Here is a 17,108-nt window from a genome sequence, read left to right on the forward strand (position 1 = left end):
ATACTATTTAAAAAGAGGCAGTAGCAATAATAAATTTGCTACTGCCTCTTTCATATATTTTGAAGGAAAGTAATGAATAAAGCTAAAAGAGTAGACATAGTCGGCATCAAGCTAGTCAAAGAATCAAGCTTTCTTTACCAACAACGACGCATTTGCAGCCCAAAGGATAGATACGAAGTCATTAGTCATTTTCTTGAGAATGCAGACCGAGAGCATGTAGTTGTACTTTGCTTAGACATCAAGAATCAACCAACCAACATTTCTGTCTGTCACATTGGAAGTCTAAATGCAAGCATTGTACATCCCCGTGAGGTTATGAAAACAGCAGTTCTAAGTAATGCTGCTACCATCATCAATGCTCATAATCATCCATCAGGTATCTGTGATCCGAGCAAAGAAGACATTGCAATTACGGAAAGATTAGTAGATGCTGGGGACATCATGGGTATTCCTTTGTTAGACCACCTTATTATCGGTGACGGCACATACATCTCATTAAAGGAAAAGGGGTACATCTAAATGAATCAGAAGAGGTTCGAGTTAAATGATCTAGTCATTTACATGAAGGAACGATTTGATGTAGAAGTTAATCCTCAACAAGTGGGAATGGAAGCCGTTCAGTTGTACCACGATGAAATTGATGAACAGCTAATTCCAAAGGATACTTTAGAACAACTACAAGATCCATCATTGTACTATACCTATACATACGAAAATGATAAAGAGTGGATGATCGCTGTTGCTGTAGAAGCAATAACGTATCGTCCACTCTTTTTAGTTTGTACACAAGATGGTGAGATTGTAGATCAAACATGGACTATAGATGTTCATTAATGGAGGTGATAATAATGTGGAAAAAAGTTGTGATTACTGCAATTGTTGCAGTCGCTTCAGCGATTATTAATGAGCAAACTAAAAATAAATAATGATTAACATTATTTATTGATATTAAAAGAGGTAGGAATATCTGCTTCTTTTTTTTCTAAATACAATACACTTTTCATAAATTTCGAAAAGTGTTGTTATAAATCAAATAGTGCTTACAATAAATAAAAAAGGTAAGATATTTATAGTTAGGAGTGAGTAGATGGAGAATTTAAACTTGTCTGATGTGGTTAAACTAAAACTTGAACTATACCTTCGAGAATATGAATATGACATCAGTACAGTAAGTAATGAACAATCGAATTTTATTAGAAATTGTAACTCAAAACTATCTGGAATTAAACTAACCCTAGACGCATTTAAATCAACAGATAAAAAATACAAATTTAGTGAGAAAACAGCACATAAGCTAATTCAACTTGAAGCGTTGAATATTAAGCAAAGTATAAAAAAAATAGATAAAGAATCGTATGATTTACTAGACTTGGATATTATGGATAAATACTATAAAAATTTAGAAGAAATTGTGGAATCACATTTCAATGGTGATGATAAGGACAGATATTTACAGGAAATAGTATCCTTACAAAAGGATGTGAAATTACATAAACATAAGCGTCAAATAGTTCTAGAATTGTTTGATGTGAAAAGAGAAATCAATAAAGAGAACGAACAACTGCAATTAAAGCAACAATATTGGGAAGCGTTGAATCAGGACCTATCGAAGATAGTAGTAGATATTTACTCTAAGAGGAAGTTTCCGAATTTACTGGAAGGTGATAGGGATGCTCTGTTACACGAATTATATAGTGAATTGACGTCAATAATGGTCCAGCATTCTTCGATGATCTCACTAGTCAATGATATTAGAGTCTCAGAAGATGAAGAAGTTAGGTTACAACCCATCGAAGATATAATGTGTGAGTTCTAGCCAGATTTAGAGTTGAACGATATTAATAATTAAAGCCTTGTATTCTAACTATTGTAGAGAAAGCTCTACTAAATAGAATACAGGGTTTATTTAATTTTTCTTAGGTTTATGGTCATTTTTTCAAGTCAAAAATTGACCGAAGCTTGGAATCTATTAATTTTGTATCCTATATCTACATAGCCGAGAGGTTACAAAATTACGCAAAGGAGAGGTTGATAATGATAAGAGGGCAAAGACGCAATAGAAACCAGTTTTCAAAGGAGGTGGAAAATGTAGAAATCAATACACTGGATCTTAGCGATAATGTCTATAAATCCGACTGCGAAGAGTACGAGCTAGAAGACGTGCTAGATGATGAAGCGGATTACGGGGAAGGCGAAGGACTGGAGGATGAATCAGAGTACGAAGAAGAGGAAGAGTTAGATGATGAATCAGAGTACGAGGATGGTGATGATCAAGACGATGAAGAAGAGTACGAGCTAGATGATGAAACAGATTACTTGGATGGTGATCTAGCTGATGATAATCCTGATTACGAAGAGGATGGTCCAGATAATGGTAAAGGGGAATTAGAGGAATTTGACCTAGATGTAGAATGGATTTCAGCCAAGCAACGGATTAAAGCACGGGTGTCCGATAGTTTGCTTAGCATCGTTAATACGGCAAAACACGGTAGAAGGGTTTCTATCTCCAATGAGATGCTTAAAGAGTTAGGTGTAGAACAGTTTGTGAAGATAGCTACAAGAGCTAATCAAATTATCATTACTACTGCTTCCTCAGCAGAAGGATCGTTTCAACTTAAGCCTGGTAAAAAACGACGGGTCGTCTACTCTAAGGAACTTGTTGAACAGCTAACGGAGATACTAGGCTTGTCGTTTGCTGAACAAACATCCATTTCGTTTTCACAGGTGAAATATAAAAAACATAAATCACAGGTATTTGCAATTATTTCTTAATATAACCATAGAGCGGAGAATGACCACGAACGGTCATTCTCCCATAAGAAAGGAGCAGAACCCAATGAAACGAATCATCCCACCGCTGGGAGCGTTTAGAATGAAGCCTTACTTCTTAACTAAAAAGTCCCTCTTTAAGACGATTCAGAAAAAGGGTGAAGAACCTATAGATATTCGAATAGTCAATGCTTGTCGCATTGTAGGAGTAAAGAGTAACTTGGACACGGATGAATATCAGTTAATTCTAGCCTTCTATAATTTCAATAGCTGGTTTGAAATAGAAATCGCCCGTAGTCAGCTGTTAAAAAGTGAAATGAAAGGGCTCCTTAATATTGGATTAGATATCAATGCAAAGAATGTAGATGATGTGCTTGAATTTCTGCTACTAAGTGAGAAAAGGGCGAGACATTATTACACGTATCAACACATTGGTTGGCACAATTACTTAGGACAGTCAGCTTACCGCTTAGATCAGATGATTTCCAGCCAAGAGTCCATTGAATCTGAGTACGTGGGCAACCTTGCATTAGAGCCACGAGGTTACTTAGAGTCATGGAAACAAGTGGTTAAACAACAAATTCTGGGGCATGCCGAACTTGAGATGATAATGGCAGCAGGTTTCTCAGCTGCAATTGTCGGATTACTCAATGTAAATGGTTCTGACAGCGTAGATACCTTGCTTATTAATATTGTCGGTAATTCCACAACAGGTAAGACTACAGCCGCTTACGTTGCTGTATCCGCATTCGGTAGCCCATTAATGAACCAAAATGGCTTAATTCAATCCTGTAATGGAACCATCAATGCCATTCAATCTACGTTAAATGGAAATTTTGGGGTTCCGATTGTGTTTGATGAAACAAGTGCTACTGACATGAATCAATCGCAACTGACTAACTTAATCTATTCCTTAGCTCAGAATAAAGAAAAGGCTAGATTAAACAAAGAATCTGAATTAAAAGATTTGAAAACGTGGGCAAGTACGATTTTCTTTACAGGGGAATCTTCCATCTTGGATCAAGCCAATAGTAACGTAGGATTGCGTGTCCGAATTTTTGATTTCCACCACGTGCAATGGACAACGGACGCCCAGCACTCGGAGTCAATCAAGCAGGGGTTCACGCAACATTTCGGGCACGCTGGCGCTGTGTTCAGCAGGGCTTTGCTTCAAGTCGGGATTGAAAAGGTGCGCGAAGTGTGGAAACAGTTCAGCCTAGAGATTCAGCAAGACCTTCCACAAACACAATATCGTACAAGAATAGCTGAAAAATTTGCCTTGATCTTAACAAGTGCCAAATTCATTAATCACTCACTCGGTCTATCCTTGAATCTTTCTGCGATCCAACAAGTACTTGTAGCTCAAGAAAAGTCAGTATTTGAAGATCGGGATATTGCTAAAAAGTTTATGAAAGAGTTAAAGGATTACATCATTGAGCATCTACGTCACTTCAAGGTGAATAATGAAAACTTTACCTCTAACCAGTTACAGTTTGGAAAAATTGAAACGGTAGATGAAAAACTTTACTGCTATATATTGCCTGCTGTTTTTAGGAACATTTGTAAGGAGCTTGGGTTTAGTAGTGCCAGAGTTGTTCTTGATGAACTAAAAAGCTGGAACTGTCTAAAATTTGATAAAGGAAAACTTCTGACCAAAAAACAAATCCTTGCTCCAAATGAGCGGGACCAACTTCCTGAGAAACAGAAAGGAGTCATGGTATACTGTGTTATTTTCGAAGAAGATTTTATCGGTGTAAAGAAGGGATATTCATCATTTAGCTTACCTAAGCACAATCGTAAGCTATCTAGCGCAACTGAAATTGAAGATGATTTTATCTCTATAGATGATATGTAAAGGGGAGTTGTACTTGAATATTAAGGATGCTATGACATGCTATCAACACGAGCAACAAAAGCAACATAAAAGTGTAGGCACAATTCGTGAATACCAAAAGGATTTGGGTCATTTTGTTACCTTTCTTAGCAATAAATCTATAGATACCGTTCAGGATGTTACTTCCCTAGACATGCAGGAGTATCTTCAGGCTGTACTCGATAAAGGAGCTAAGGCATCAACACGTAACCGTCAGATGAATAGTTTGCGATCATTCTTTAAGTATTGTCATAAAAAGGGCTGGGTGACAGAGAATTGTGCAGCTTACCTCGAACGATTACCAGAAGAGCAGGTAAAGCGAGTCATCTTAACCAAGGAAGAAGTACAGCAATTAGTTAAAACAATTGAACATCGAGTTGTTCGTACGGTAGTCATCACGTTATATCTAACAGGTATGCGAATTACTGAATGTCTCTCTGTAGAGATACAAGATATCAATGTTGAGGGTAATCAGATACTTATCCGTAAAGGGAAGGGTAATAAACAGCGAAGCATTCCTTTGCATCCTCAATTGAAGCGTATTTTGATAGCTTATCTACTAGGGATGGCTAAGCATAGTCAACATCAATTACTATTCTATACTTCACGATCCAATAAACTCTCACCCAGCTACGTCAATCGGCTTTTGAAGGAAGCAACATTAACACTAGGTTGGGACAAGAAGGTAACCTGCCACGTGCTGAGGCATTCGTTTGCCTCAGCCCTCCTAAAGGAGCAGGTGAACCTTCTTACGATCCAAGACTTTTTGGGACACGCTAACCTCAAAACAACCAGTGGCTACGTCCATTTGTTCCAAGAGGAAGGACAAGCAGCCATTCAGAAGTTGGCATTGTAGGGTGTCCCCCAATCCCCCAATTTTTTGAAGGGATAGCACCACCTTTTTCAGAAAACACCCTAATGTTTGTCTGAAAAACAGATCAAGCGTAAGGATGTTTTCCCACCTTTTTTTCGCTATCTGTTTCGTGAAAAATCGGGGGACGTGGGGGACAAGATGTAATAAAAGAAAAGTTAAATAAATATTATAATTTTGACATGGATAACTGTGTATATTATCCATAGTTGGAGGTTACAGCATGTTTGAACCTAATCAGGAAGAGTACAAGTATGAATTACTTATTGATCTTATTGCTGAAATGATCGAAGGATATTTAGTTAAAGAGTCTACCTCTGAGTAGCTTATATTATACAGAATGGAGTGAAATATAACGTTGAATACAATTAATAAAGCAGTATGTAAGGTAGCTATTTATGCTAGGGTTTCTACTATTGAGCAGGCTAGGGAAGGTTACAGTATTGATGAACAAGTAAGATTACTTCGTGAAAAGTGTAGTCGAGAAGGTTTTGAAGTATTCGATGAATATGTGGATAGAGGAATCAGTGGTAAAAATATAAAAGATCGTCCTGCCCTAAAGCAATTACTTGAAGATGCTAACCAGAGAAAATTTGACGTCGTGTATGTTTGGAAACTAAACAGACTAGCACGGAATGTAAAGGACATCTTAAATATTGTAGCTTTAATGGATGAGCGGAGAATTACGTTAGAGCCATTTGATGATACTGTTGATACAAGTACAACGGCAGGAAAAGCACAATTACATCTAACCGCTCTATTTGCTGAAATGGAGCGAGATACCATTGCTCAAAATGTAAAGATGGGGATGATTGCTCGTGCTGGTAAAGGGGAATGGAATGGAGGCATTGTCCTTGGTTATGATAGTGAAGTTATCTCCATTCAAGGTAAACGCAAGCAAACGCAGCTTGTCATTAATAAAAAGGAAGCAAGTACAGTTAGACGTATCTTTGAATTGTATATTAGTGGTCATGGGTATAGGTCCATTGCTAACCTTGTTAATGAAGAAGGGCATCGTAGTAAAAAGAACAATACATTCTCTATTAATGCCATTAAAACAATACTTACTAATCCTGTGTATATTGGTATGATTCGTTACAATGTACGTCAAGATTGGACTAAAAAACGCAGAAATAATATCAATGAGCAGCCAGTAATGGAAAAAGGACAACATGAGCCAATTCTATCTAAAGAAGTTTGGAATAAGGCACAACACCTTCTGAGTATAAGGAGCAGTAAACCGAATCGTATTCACAGTGGGGAACACCCACTTACGGGTATCCTTAAATGTCCTGAATGCGGTGCAGGGATGGTACTCGGTAGAAATTCGTACAAGCTCAAAAGTGGTGAGCGTGGATATCGCGAATACTATGTGTGTGGAGCATGGAAAAATAAAGGTAAAATGGTTTGTCACTCCAATGGCTTATTGATTAAACGTATTGATGACTACGTACTAAAAAAGATAAATGTACTAGCTGAGAGTGAGCGATTAATTAGAAACGTAGTAAAAAGGTTAAATCAACGTCACCATGTCGACAGCAAACCTATTCGAGATGAGCATGAGCGTTTGACCACTGAACTTCGTGGTCTTGAGGAGCGAAAAGAAAAACTACTTAGTTTGTATGAAATGGGAGGGGTTGACCTAGTCGCTATTCGTAAACGGATGGCAGTATTAATGGATGAAGGGGAACAAATGAAAGCCAGAATACAATCTGTTGAAGCTAAACTCACCCATGAGGGAAGTGAACATGTCACGGAAGAATTAGTTCAAGCTATTATGATGAAGTTTCAACAAGCCTTTCAGCAAGCGATGACAAGGGAGCAACGCAAGCAATTATTACATTTACTTATTGATGAAATTACGATTGATGCGAATAAAAACGTAGAGAGTTTACGGATTAAGATAAGCTCAGATGTAGCTAGGCATCTGCTAACGCAAGAGGAAGGGGAATCATCCTATTTGGATGACTTCTCTTCCTCTTTTTGTGTGTATTTGGTCATATAGTGTTATAATTTATGTGAAATAATCGAATTAATTGGAGGTAATTATGTTTACTAAAGAGATTAGTGAATTAAAGAAATCTATTATGTTTCAATTATCTTTATCGTCTAAGGAGTTATTTCACTCTAATTTTATCGCATGGTTAATTGAAAATTACAAAGAAGCTTTTGTGGAGATTTTAAAAGGTTACATTCCAATAAAGAATATAGTAGATGTTAAACGGGAGTCTAAACATAGAGATATTGTAGTGCAATTTGAAAATAATTCTGGTGAACATGCTTCTTTAGTTATTGAAAATAAGGTTAAAAGTATACCTGATTATGAACAGTTAGAAAGATATACTACTGATGACAGTAATCAATACTATTTATTATTGAGTTTAGTAAAGCCTAGTTTTGTAGATAATGAAACAAAAACAATTGAAGTTAAGGGGAAAGAATGGATTTATTTTAATTACTGTCAGTTAGCCACAGAAATAAGGGATAAAATACTAAATATTGAAACCGAGGGTTATCAAACTAATGCTGTAAATGATTATATAAATTTTATAGATAATTTACATAACATAACAGACATTGTATATGAATATGTGGTAGAAAAAGAATATAATTTTTATTCCCAAGAAAATAAGTTAATAAAGGATCTAGAACAGATTAGGCTACATGATTTTTATCTCAAACTAGTACATCATATTTTGGAATCTGAGTTAAAAATGAGTGTTAAAAGGAAATTTAATGAAATCAGTTTAGTTGAATTGAAAAATTGGAAAAAGGCAGAGGATAAACAGTGTTTTACTGGATCTGGATTTACAAATAAATCAGGCATTACTGAAATTAAGTATGTAGTTACCAAAATTGAAGATGTGCCAGTAATAGTAGGAATACAATTACAAGGTAAACAATTTAGGCTTTTTATAGAAACATCAAAAAAATATGCATTAAAGATAGCACAAGAACTGGACAGGAAAGAATTATGGTTTGATTTTGCTATGTTAAACACTGTTGAACAGTTTGACAGTGTTATATATCCAACATCTAAATCTAGTGAATTTAATACCTACTCTAATGAATTCTATTACAAATATGTAAACACTAAGAATTTGACTGGTTTAGAGTTGATTAGCTACATATTAAATTATTTCGAAAGAATTATTCAAACAAAAAGTACAATTGAAGAAGCGATCAAATCAATGTTTAAATAAATCTCCTTTAGATACACTACGGTGAACCGTATCATAAGTAAGGTGAATTATTTTGAACAAAATTCCTGTTTGATACTGAATAGCAAAATTGGGTTAGGGTGAGACTTAACATAGATAATATTCAAACAGATCAAAAAGCCGATTCTTCCTTCTGGGAGAATCGATTTTTCGTTAAGGGGGCTTGTTGGAATTACGGAAAAAGAACATCAAAAAGGGCAAGCGAAATTGTCCTTGTTTTATCCTATAACATTCAAATTAAATTGAAATAGGGTGGGAGTATGGATAAGGAATATAAATTAGCCAGCCAATTATTAACACTGCTTGATACGGAACAAAGGTGGTTTACCTTAGCCGAAGTTGAGAAAAGTTTAGGAATCTCAGATAAAACCATACGTAAGATGGTTGAAGAGATAAGCAAGCAACTGCCACCTGATATTACCATTGAGGTGACAAGAGGAAAGGGAGTATTTCTTCGACGTGATGGACGAGGGAAGACGATTAGTGAAGTGGTTTCTTTTATGCTCAGACAAACCACCTTTTATCGGCTGATGAATCTATTGTTTACCACTGACGGACGATTCTCAGTGGAGGAGCTTGCTGGTGAAATGTTTATGAGCACCTCGTCTTTGAAGAAGTTGATTGTATATTTAAATAATAATGATCTGAAACCGTATAAGCTGCACATTACTTATTCCAGCCCTAAGATCAAAGGGAATGAAATGAATATACGGTATTTTTATTGGAAGTTGTATTGTGATGCCTATGACTTTACAGGATGGCCCTTTGAGAATATTGACTTTGCTTATATTAATGAGTTAATCACAAATATAGAGAATGAGAAAAATATAGTTTATTTTATCAATTCCAAAAGGAAATTATCCTTTTTGCTGGCGATTGTAGTAGATAGAGTTACGAGAGGGAAATGTGTAAAAGTCGATGAGGTCAGATATCCCTGGGAAAAAGGGATGTTTTATTTGCCGGTGAAAGCTCTTGCGAAGAGTCTAGAAGAACAGCTTTCTATAGAATTTCCTGAAAGTGAAATATTCTTTATGCAATCACGCGTGAGACTCAGCCAATACCATTATTACGAAGGATCGGAAATGACACCGATAAAAGAATTCGAATTATACAAGGATAAAGAAGAGTATCAAATGGGTAATCTGCTTTTTACATTACTGGCAAAAGTATATCCGAATATGGATATGGAAGAACGATTTACATTGGAGGTATATGACTTCATTGACAAGCTTTTAATGGATAATGCCATTCCTGAATGGATGATGATTTCAAAAAGCAATTTATCGACATATGTTCAAAAAGAGTGCCAGCAGATATATCAACAATTGCAAGACTGCATGAAAACGTGGAATGAAGCATATCCGTCTGTCCTGTATAATGATTTCCATTTAACAAAACTAACCTTAATTGTTCGTTCAAGCTTGCGTTATAAAAGAAAAAAGGCCTTCTTAGTGATTGGTGAAGAATTTTCAATTCGTCATTACATAGCGGATTTGATTAAAAAGGAAATTGGGGATCAGTTGATCGTTAATACTTCCATTATGAAAGGACTAACCGACGAAATGGTGCAGCATCATCAAATCGATTTCGTCATTAGTAATTTCCCGGTTTTATTAAAGACAGTACCTGTTGTTACGATTTCTACGATTCCATCTAAAAGAGATCTCGACAATATTCGTAAAGAATTACTTTTATAATTTGACCAATTATTTTCCGTACCCTACGTAAGATTTTGGTCTAGTTTGCGATGATAAAAAACCTTATGCTCAAAGCAGGTTCTAAACGATTAAGGCTGACCTTCCTTAAGGAAATTCGTTTGGAAAATACTAAAGCATCTATTTTCCCGTCGGTAAATGGAAGCGATTTCGGAAAATCTGAGTGCAGTATTCAGATTATTGGAGGAAACCATATGAGCAGGCATTTAGGTGCAAAAAAAGGAGAAATAGCAGAACGTGTTTTGCTTCCAGGAGATCCTTTGCGTGCAAAATTTGTAGCAGAGAATTTTTTAGAGGAAGCCTATTGCTATAACGAAGTAAGAGGTATGTATGGATACACTGGGTTATACAAAGGTGTGCCCGTATCGGTTCAAGGGACAGGGATGGGTAACCCATCGATGAGCATATATGCAACGGAACTGATCATCGATTACGAAGTGAAGAAATTGATTCGCATTGGCACATGTGGCGCGATGCAAGAAGAAGTAAATATCCGTGATATTGTATTAGCCCAAGCAGTGTCTTCAGACAGCAATCTGACAGAGAAGATTTTCCATGGCTGTAACTATGCGCCTACGGCGGATTTCTCATTGCTAATGAAAGCATATCAACACACACAAAGTAAGCAAGCGAAAGTCTTTGTTGGCAACATTTATAATTCTGATGAATTTTATCGTGAAACGTTGGATCGACTTCACAAATTTATGGACTTTGGCGTATTAGCAGTAGAAATGGAAAGCACCTCGCTCTATACTTTGGCTGCTAAATATGGTGTAAAAGCACTGTCCATTTTGACCGTGGGCAGTCAATTATTAACGCAGGAGCACTTAACTCATCAAGAAAGTGAACAGTCCTTTTATGAAATGGTAGAAATAGCTCTTAATACAATCATTGACGACACTAGTTTATAGGTTTAAGGGTTAGGAAAAGAGAGTGAGAAAGAAATGAGAGTAATTCTGTCCGGATTGCAGTGGATGATTTTTATGATCGCAGGCGCAATTGCTGCACCAATTGCTATCGCAGATTTATATAACTTAACACCCATTGAGACTGCTGGACTCATCCAGAGTACAATTATTACTTTGGGGATAGCGGGCTTTTTACAAGGCCTGATTGGTCATAAACTTCCTATTCATGAAGGTCCGGCAGGGTTATGGTGGAGCATTTTTACCATTTACGCGAGTTTAGTGGGGGTATTATATTCTTCTAACATTGATGCTCTGCAAGCTTTAAGTGGAGGAATGATCATTAGCGGTGTGTTATTTATTCTAATTTCAGCCTTTAAGCTAATGGATAAAATAGCCCGATTATTTACACCAACCATCACTTTTATATATTTACTGTTATTGATCTTTCAATTAAGCGGTTCTTTTATGAAAGGGATGATGGGAATTACATCTAGCCATACGACGTTAGATGTTAAAGTGTTTTTGCTTAGTGTGATTGTGGTTTGCATTACCTTTTGGTTAGGGAGCTGCCGCATTGCGTTACTTCGACAATTTTCGGTGATCATTAGTATATTGTTAGGTTGGCTATTATTTATAGTTTTTGGTCATATGCCGGTTTTTTCACAAGCTGAAAACCTAGTTAATCTACCCGAAATGTTGCCATTTGGATGGCCGCGATTTGACGGTGGGACCATTACTACTGCGTTGTTATTAACACTGCTGTTAATAACCAATGCGATTGCATCCATCCGGTTGATGGAAACCGTGATAGAGCAAAAGCAATCCACGGATCATCGCCGTTATTGGCGTGCTGGAATTATTTCCGGGGTTACACATTTTATTGGCGGCTCTTTAGGAGCGATTGGCTCGGTGCCTATTTCGGGAGCAGCGGGATATGTTGAACAGACAGGTATGAGAGAGCGTAGGCCGTTCTTAATAGGGTGCAGCTTAGTGATCGTTTTATCCTTGTTTCCGCCAATTATGAATGTCATATCCGGCATTCCAGCTCCGATTGGCTATGCTGTTACATTCGTTATTTTTGTGAAGATGGTTGGAATATCGTTGAGGGAATTGCGAAAGGTCATTCATGAAGAGCGACCTTTTATTGTTAGTGGAGTTTCCCTGCTAGTGGGTGTGGGTTTAATGTTTATCCCTTCATCAGCCACAATCCATTTATCTCCGATCGTGATCGCCATTTTAAATAATGGGTTAATATGCGGAAGCCTGTTAGCGATTATTTTGGAACAGGGGTTCATGTGGAGGGGAAAACAGCGGAGTAAAGTAAAACAATAAACAAAAATTTGGAGGGGTAAAGATGCATTATCTCATCTCTGTTGCTGGTCTAATTCTTGTACTAATACTGGCATGGCTTGCAAGTAATGATAAGAAAAAGATTAAATATCGACCAATTATTGTCATGATTGTTGTTCAGATTGTTTTAGGAATACTTCTACTAAAAACGAGTATAGGGGAATTGTTAATTAAGGGCTTTGCCAATAGTTTTGATAAATTACTGGGATATGCAAATGAAGGGATTAACTTTATTTTTGGTGGAATGGCAAATGAAGGGGCACACACGTTTTTCCTCTTTGTATTGATGCCTATCGTATTTATGTCAGCGATTATCGGGATTCTGCAACATTATAAAATACTGCCGTTTATTATAAAGTATATTGGTCTGGTCTTAAGTAAAATAAATGGTATGGGGAAATTGGAATCCTATAATGCGGTTGCGGCTGCCATTGTCGGACAAAATGAAGTGTTTATTTCGGTGAAAAACCAACTCGGATTATTGTCTAAGCAGCGTCTGTACACATTATGTGCATCAGCAATGTCGACGGTATCCATGTCAATCGTTGGTTCCTATATGACGATGCTGGAGCCTAGATATGTTGTAGCTGCATTAATACTAAACCTATTTGGCGGTTTTATTATTGCATCCATCATCAACCCATATGAGGTTAAACCTGAAGAGGATATCGTTGAAGTTCAGGAACAAGAAAAACAGACGTTTTTCGAAATGCTGGGCGAGTATATCATGGATGGCTTTAAGGTAGCCGTCGTGGTTGGGGTTATGTTGGTTGGTTTCGTTGGGTTAATTGCTTTAATTAACGGCGTATTCGCTGGAATATTCGGTATCTCGTTCCAAGAAGCATTAGGTTATGTCTTTGCACCAATCGCATTTGTTATGGGTGTACCATGGTCTGAGGCTGTTAGTGCAGGCAGTATCATGGCGACCAAATTAGTGGCGAATGAATTTGTGGCTATGCTTGATTTTGTAAAAATTCAAGACGGCTTTAGTGATCGTACGACAGCCATCGTCTCTGTATTTCTAATCTCATTTGCTAACTTTGGATCCATTGGTACAATCGTGGGTGCCGTAAAAGGTTTGAATGAAAAACAAGGGAATGTGGTTGCTCGATTTGGATTAAAGTTGTTATATGGTGCGACACTTGTAAGCGTTTTATCAGCCATCGTTATCGGAATCATATTTTAGTTGAGCACAGCTAAAATAGAAGGAGCATTAACATGAAACAAACACCTCGGTTTAAGCGGATTTTCGTCATCGTTATGGATTCTGTAGGCATCGGTGAAGCTCCGGATGCTGAAAAATTTGGGGATACAGGATCACATACATTACGGCATATTGCAGAAAAAATGAATGGGCTGCATGTTCCTGTTTTATCTAGGTTAGGGTTAAGCCATATTGACCAAATACCCGGAGTACCCAAAGTAGAGCAGCCTTTAGCTTATTTCACCAAAATGCAGGAGGCGTCGAACGGGAAGGATACGATGACTGGGCACTGGGAGATTATGGGCATTAAAATCGATGTTCCTTTCAAAGTGTTCCCTGAAGGATTTCCAAATGAATTAATTAACGAATTAGAGCAAAAAACGGGTCGAAAGGTTATTGGGAATAAGCCAGCTAGCGGTACAGCTATTCTCGATGAACTAGGGCAAGAGCATATGAACACTGGTGCACTCATTGTCTATACTTCAGCAGATTCAGTGATTCAGATTGCGGCTCATGAAGAGGTTGTTCCTTTGGAAGAGCTTTATCAAAGCTGTGAGATAGCCAGAGAGATTACGCTACGTGAGGAATACATGTTAGGCAGAGTGATCGCCAGGCCATTCCTCGGAGAGTCTGGTAAATTCAAGAGAACATCGAACCGTCATGATTATGCCTTAAAGCCTTATGGAAGAACCGTGATGAATGAGCTCAAGGATGCTGGGTTCGATGTATTAGCGATTGGCAAAATCTCAGATATATATGATGGTGAAGGTGTCACCAAGTCATTGCGCACAGTATCAAACATTGATGGTATGGATAAACTCATGGAGACCATTCATACTGATTTTACAGGACTTAGTTTTCTGAATCTTGTTGACTTTGATGCACTTTATGGACATCGTAGAGACCCGATCGGGTATGGGAAAGCGCTAGAACAATTTGATGATCGATTAAATGAAGTTCTTGCCGAGCTGAGCGAAGATGATCTTCTCATGATTACAGCAGACCATGGCAATGATCCTGTTCATGTGGGTACAGATCATACCCGTGAATATGTTCCTTTACTCATCTACAGCAAGAGTTTCACTCAGCAAAGTGAGCTTCCAGTAAGTAAGACATTTTCGGATATTGGGGCAACGGTTGCAGATAACTTTAATTTGAAAATGCCGCAGTTTGGACAGAGTCTCTTACAGGTGCTTAAATAAACTTGTAGATTTGATGAGAAAACGAGGGCCAATAATAATTGTGAACCTAGAGAAAGTAACGTCATAATGAAAGAAGCCTGCCAAAATGGCAGGCTTTTGGCTTTTTAAGCGATTATATTTATAAGGAATAGCCCATCATTCTTAACAGTAACGTTAATGATAAAATTTGACTGAGTAATAAGTTCGAAATTTGGAGTTATAAGCGGCGATGAACTCCTAATATTTTCGCCTTACTTGTGATATGCTGAACCGTACCATAAGTAGGGGTAAGTATCTGTTGTACAGCACTACGTTTCAAGGGGGCAGTCAATGAACAAAACAGATCGTTTATTAGCCATCGTGCTGGAGCTGCAAGGTAGACAAGTGGTACGTGCCGAAGATTTGGCGGCCCTATTTGAAATTAGCGTGCGGACGATCTATCGTGATATTCAGGCACTCAGCGAAGCGGGCGTGCCGATTATAGGCACTACAGGCACAGGGTATTCCTTAATGGAGGGATATTTTCTACCGCCGATCAGTTTCACGATAGGGGAAGCCGTGACCTTGCTTATAGGAACGGACTTTATCGAGCAACGATTTGATGATGATTATCGTGACAGAGCTAAAGCCGCTAAGAAGAAAATCGAGGCCATTCTATCAGACGGTGTACGCAATGAGACCTCCCGTATACGCAGGGCGCTGCGATTGCTCGCTCCAGGCAAACAGGCAGCTCCGTCAAATGAAAAGGAAAACCTCGATAAGATTCGCCGAGCGATATTAGATGGGCGAAAGATCAGATTTCATTATTCGAAAGGAACTACGGATTCCACGGGGAATCGCCATAGCGATCGTACTGTCGCTCCCTATGGCCTCGTACTCGTTGAAGGGTTATGGATGCTCGTGGCGCATTGCGACTTACGCCAAGACATTCGCCATTTCCGTTTATCCCGAATAACCGAACTTGTCGATCTGGAAGATCGATTCGAACCGCCTGCCCATTTTAACTTAAGGGAGTATCGCCCTACAGATGATCGACATCTGCGAGTGCACCTCCGATTTAATCATAATGTCGTAGATAAAGTGAAGGAATCGAATAATCGATTTATTGAGGGTATGGAAGAGCATCAGGATGGATTGGATGTAGTATTACGCGTTCGTCATCTGGACGATTTGATGCAATGGGTTCTGAGCTGGGGAGGGAACGTAAGGGTAGTAGAGCCTGAATCATTCCGAAATCGGATTTACGAGGAAGCCGAAAAAATGCTGAAACGCTACTGACATTACGTTGTCAGTAGCGTTTTTGTATATTAGGTGTATGAGAATAGCGCAGTGTTTTAGAGATAGGGTGACCTTTCTCATAATCTTATTATAGAGGTGGAATTTATTCATGAGTAATATCAAATGGGAAGTGGATCCGGACCACAGCTCCGTCGAATTTTCGGTGACGCATTTAATGATTAATAAAATTAAAGGAGTATTTGAGCGTTTCCAAGCGATTATAAGTTTTGATCCCAACGAGTTAACAACCATGGGTATCCAGGCTTCCATAGAAGCAAATAGTATCACAACTCGTCAAGCACAACGAGATGAACATTTGAGGAGCGACGATTTTCTTCATGCTGACAAGTATCCAACTATTGCGTTTCAAAGCACCAACTGCGTCTATACTGGCGAAAGGCAGTATGAACTTACGGGCAATCTAACTCTGCATGGAGTAACCAAACCTGTCACTTTTCATACCGTTTTTGAAGGACTAAACAAAGACCCTCGCGGCCGGGAACGTGTAGGCTTTCATTCAACAGCCAGTATTAATCGTAATGAATTTGGTTTGAAATTCAACTCGCCTCTTGAAACGGGTGGAATTATTGTCGGAAATGAAGTGATAATCGAACTTTATATTGAGGCAATTAAAATAAATTAGAGATTCCAAAGACCATCCTTTTATCGGGATGGTCTTTGTTCAAAAGCTGGCCGTTACAGACAAAGCGGGGAACCATGCCATATGTGACGGCGAAA

15 protein-coding genes are annotated in these 17,108 nt (G+C 38.0%); all 15 read left to right on the forward strand.

Annotated features, from left to right (window positions below):
* The first annotated feature begins 72 nt into the window (after nucleotides 1-72).
* The 15 genes from radC (at nucleotide 73) to AC1DOV_RS16265 (ending at nucleotide 17,013) form a co-directional block, all read left to right on the forward strand.
* Nucleotides 73-519 carry a RadC family protein gene (gene radC / locus AC1DOV_RS16195; RefSeq protein ID WP_477550436.1) on the forward strand — a complete coding sequence of 149 codons (447 nt, stop codon included), beginning with the start codon at nucleotides 73-75 and terminating at the stop codon, nucleotides 517-519.
* Nucleotides 520-834 (forward strand): hypothetical protein, encoded by a 315-nt coding sequence (locus tag AC1DOV_RS16200; RefSeq protein ID WP_477550437.1) that lies wholly within the window; start codon nucleotides 520-522, stop codon nucleotides 832-834.
* Between the two features lie 253 nt (nucleotides 835-1,087).
* Nucleotides 1,088-1,816, forward strand: coding sequence for a hypothetical protein (locus AC1DOV_RS16205; RefSeq protein WP_477550438.1), 729 nt, complete (start codon nucleotides 1,088-1,090; stop codon nucleotides 1,814-1,816).
* Nucleotides 1,817-2,034: 218 nt separating this feature from the next.
* The gene (locus AC1DOV_RS16210; protein WP_477550439.1) at nucleotides 2,035-2,772 is read left to right on the forward strand and encodes a hypothetical protein; all 738 of its coding nucleotides are present in this window, start codon (nucleotides 2,035-2,037) and stop codon (nucleotides 2,770-2,772) included.
* Between the two features lie 64 nt (nucleotides 2,773-2,836).
* Entirely contained in the window at nucleotides 2,837-4,624 is a 1,788-nt protein-coding gene (locus tag AC1DOV_RS16215; RefSeq protein ID WP_477550440.1) for a DUF927 domain-containing protein, read from the forward strand.
* Between the two features lie 13 nt (nucleotides 4,625-4,637).
* Nucleotides 4,638-5,498 carry a tyrosine-type recombinase/integrase gene (locus tag AC1DOV_RS16220; RefSeq protein WP_477550441.1) on the forward strand — a complete coding sequence of 287 codons (861 nt, stop codon included), beginning with the start codon at nucleotides 4,638-4,640 and terminating at the stop codon, nucleotides 5,496-5,498.
* A gap of 373 nt (nucleotides 5,499-5,871) precedes the next feature.
* Complete coding sequence (locus AC1DOV_RS16225; protein ID WP_477550442.1) at nucleotides 5,872-7,518, forward strand: recombinase family protein; 1,647 nt, start codon at nucleotides 5,872-5,874, stop codon at nucleotides 7,516-7,518.
* A gap of 43 nt (nucleotides 7,519-7,561) precedes the next feature.
* Entirely contained in the window at nucleotides 7,562-8,716 is a 1,155-nt protein-coding gene (locus AC1DOV_RS16230; protein WP_477550443.1) for a PDDEXK-like family protein, read from the forward strand.
* Between the two features lie 278 nt (nucleotides 8,717-8,994).
* On the forward strand, nucleotides 8,995-10,431 hold the full coding sequence (locus tag AC1DOV_RS16235; RefSeq protein ID WP_477550444.1) for a helix-turn-helix domain-containing protein: 1,437 nt from the start codon (nucleotides 8,995-8,997) through the stop codon (nucleotides 10,429-10,431).
* A 212-nt stretch (nucleotides 10,432-10,643) separates the two neighbouring features.
* Nucleotides 10,644-11,360 carry a purine-nucleoside phosphorylase gene (deoD, locus tag AC1DOV_RS16240; protein ID WP_477550581.1) on the forward strand — a complete coding sequence of 239 codons (717 nt, stop codon included), beginning with the start codon at nucleotides 10,644-10,646 and terminating at the stop codon, nucleotides 11,358-11,360.
* A gap of 33 nt (nucleotides 11,361-11,393) precedes the next feature.
* Nucleotides 11,394-12,689 carry a purine/pyrimidine permease gene (locus AC1DOV_RS16245; RefSeq protein ID WP_477550445.1) on the forward strand — a complete coding sequence of 432 codons (1,296 nt, stop codon included), beginning with the start codon at nucleotides 11,394-11,396 and terminating at the stop codon, nucleotides 12,687-12,689.
* A 22-nt stretch (nucleotides 12,690-12,711) separates the two neighbouring features.
* Nucleotides 12,712-13,893, forward strand: coding sequence for a NupC/NupG family nucleoside CNT transporter (locus AC1DOV_RS16250; RefSeq protein WP_475445258.1), 1,182 nt, complete (start codon nucleotides 12,712-12,714; stop codon nucleotides 13,891-13,893).
* 32 nt (nucleotides 13,894-13,925) lie between these two features.
* Complete coding sequence (gene deoB, locus AC1DOV_RS16255; RefSeq protein WP_477550446.1) at nucleotides 13,926-15,113, forward strand: phosphopentomutase; 1,188 nt, start codon at nucleotides 13,926-13,928, stop codon at nucleotides 15,111-15,113.
* A gap of 309 nt (nucleotides 15,114-15,422) precedes the next feature.
* Complete coding sequence (locus tag AC1DOV_RS16260) at nucleotides 15,423-16,370, forward strand: helix-turn-helix transcriptional regulator (RefSeq protein ID WP_477550447.1); 948 nt, start codon at nucleotides 15,423-15,425, stop codon at nucleotides 16,368-16,370.
* Nucleotides 16,371-16,479: 109 nt separating this feature from the next.
* On the forward strand, nucleotides 16,480-17,013 hold the full coding sequence (locus AC1DOV_RS16265; RefSeq protein ID WP_477550448.1) for a YceI family protein: 534 nt from the start codon (nucleotides 16,480-16,482) through the stop codon (nucleotides 17,011-17,013).
* Nucleotides 17,014-17,108: the final 95 nt, after the last annotated feature.

The organism is Paenibacillus sp. 01T47, assembly GCF_056398245.1.

Excerpts from the sequence above, each read along its gene's own strand:
- radC (WP_477550436.1), top strand. The coding sequence starts at position 73 with ATGAATAAAGCTAAAAGAGTAGACATAGTCGGCATCAAGCTAGTCAAA.
- AC1DOV_RS16200 (WP_477550437.1), top strand. The coding sequence starts at position 520 with ATGAATCAGAAGAGGTTCGAGTTAAATGATCTAGTCATTTACATGAAG.
- AC1DOV_RS16205 (WP_477550438.1), top strand. The coding sequence starts at position 1,088 with ATGGAGAATTTAAACTTGTCTGATGTGGTTAAACTAAAACTTGAACTA.
- AC1DOV_RS16210 (WP_477550439.1), top strand. The coding sequence starts at position 2,035 with ATGATAAGAGGGCAAAGACGCAATAGAAACCAGTTTTCAAAGGAGGTG.
- AC1DOV_RS16215 (WP_477550440.1), top strand. The coding sequence starts at position 2,837 with ATGAAACGAATCATCCCACCGCTGGGAGCGTTTAGAATGAAGCCTTAC.
- AC1DOV_RS16230 (WP_477550443.1), top strand. The coding sequence starts at position 7,562 with ATGTTTACTAAAGAGATTAGTGAATTAAAGAAATCTATTATGTTTCAA.
- AC1DOV_RS16235 (WP_477550444.1), top strand. The coding sequence starts at position 8,995 with ATGGATAAGGAATATAAATTAGCCAGCCAATTATTAACACTGCTTGAT.
- deoD (WP_477550581.1), top strand. The coding sequence starts at position 10,644 with ATGAGCAGGCATTTAGGTGCAAAAAAAGGAGAAATAGCAGAACGTGTT.
- AC1DOV_RS16245 (WP_477550445.1), top strand. The coding sequence starts at position 11,394 with ATGAGAGTAATTCTGTCCGGATTGCAGTGGATGATTTTTATGATCGCA.
- AC1DOV_RS16250 (WP_475445258.1), top strand. The coding sequence starts at position 12,712 with ATGCATTATCTCATCTCTGTTGCTGGTCTAATTCTTGTACTAATACTG.
- deoB (WP_477550446.1), top strand. The coding sequence starts at position 13,926 with ATGAAACAAACACCTCGGTTTAAGCGGATTTTCGTCATCGTTATGGAT.
- AC1DOV_RS16260 (WP_477550447.1), top strand. The coding sequence starts at position 15,423 with ATGAACAAAACAGATCGTTTATTAGCCATCGTGCTGGAGCTGCAAGGT.
- AC1DOV_RS16265 (WP_477550448.1), top strand. The coding sequence starts at position 16,480 with ATGAGTAATATCAAATGGGAAGTGGATCCGGACCACAGCTCCGTCGAA.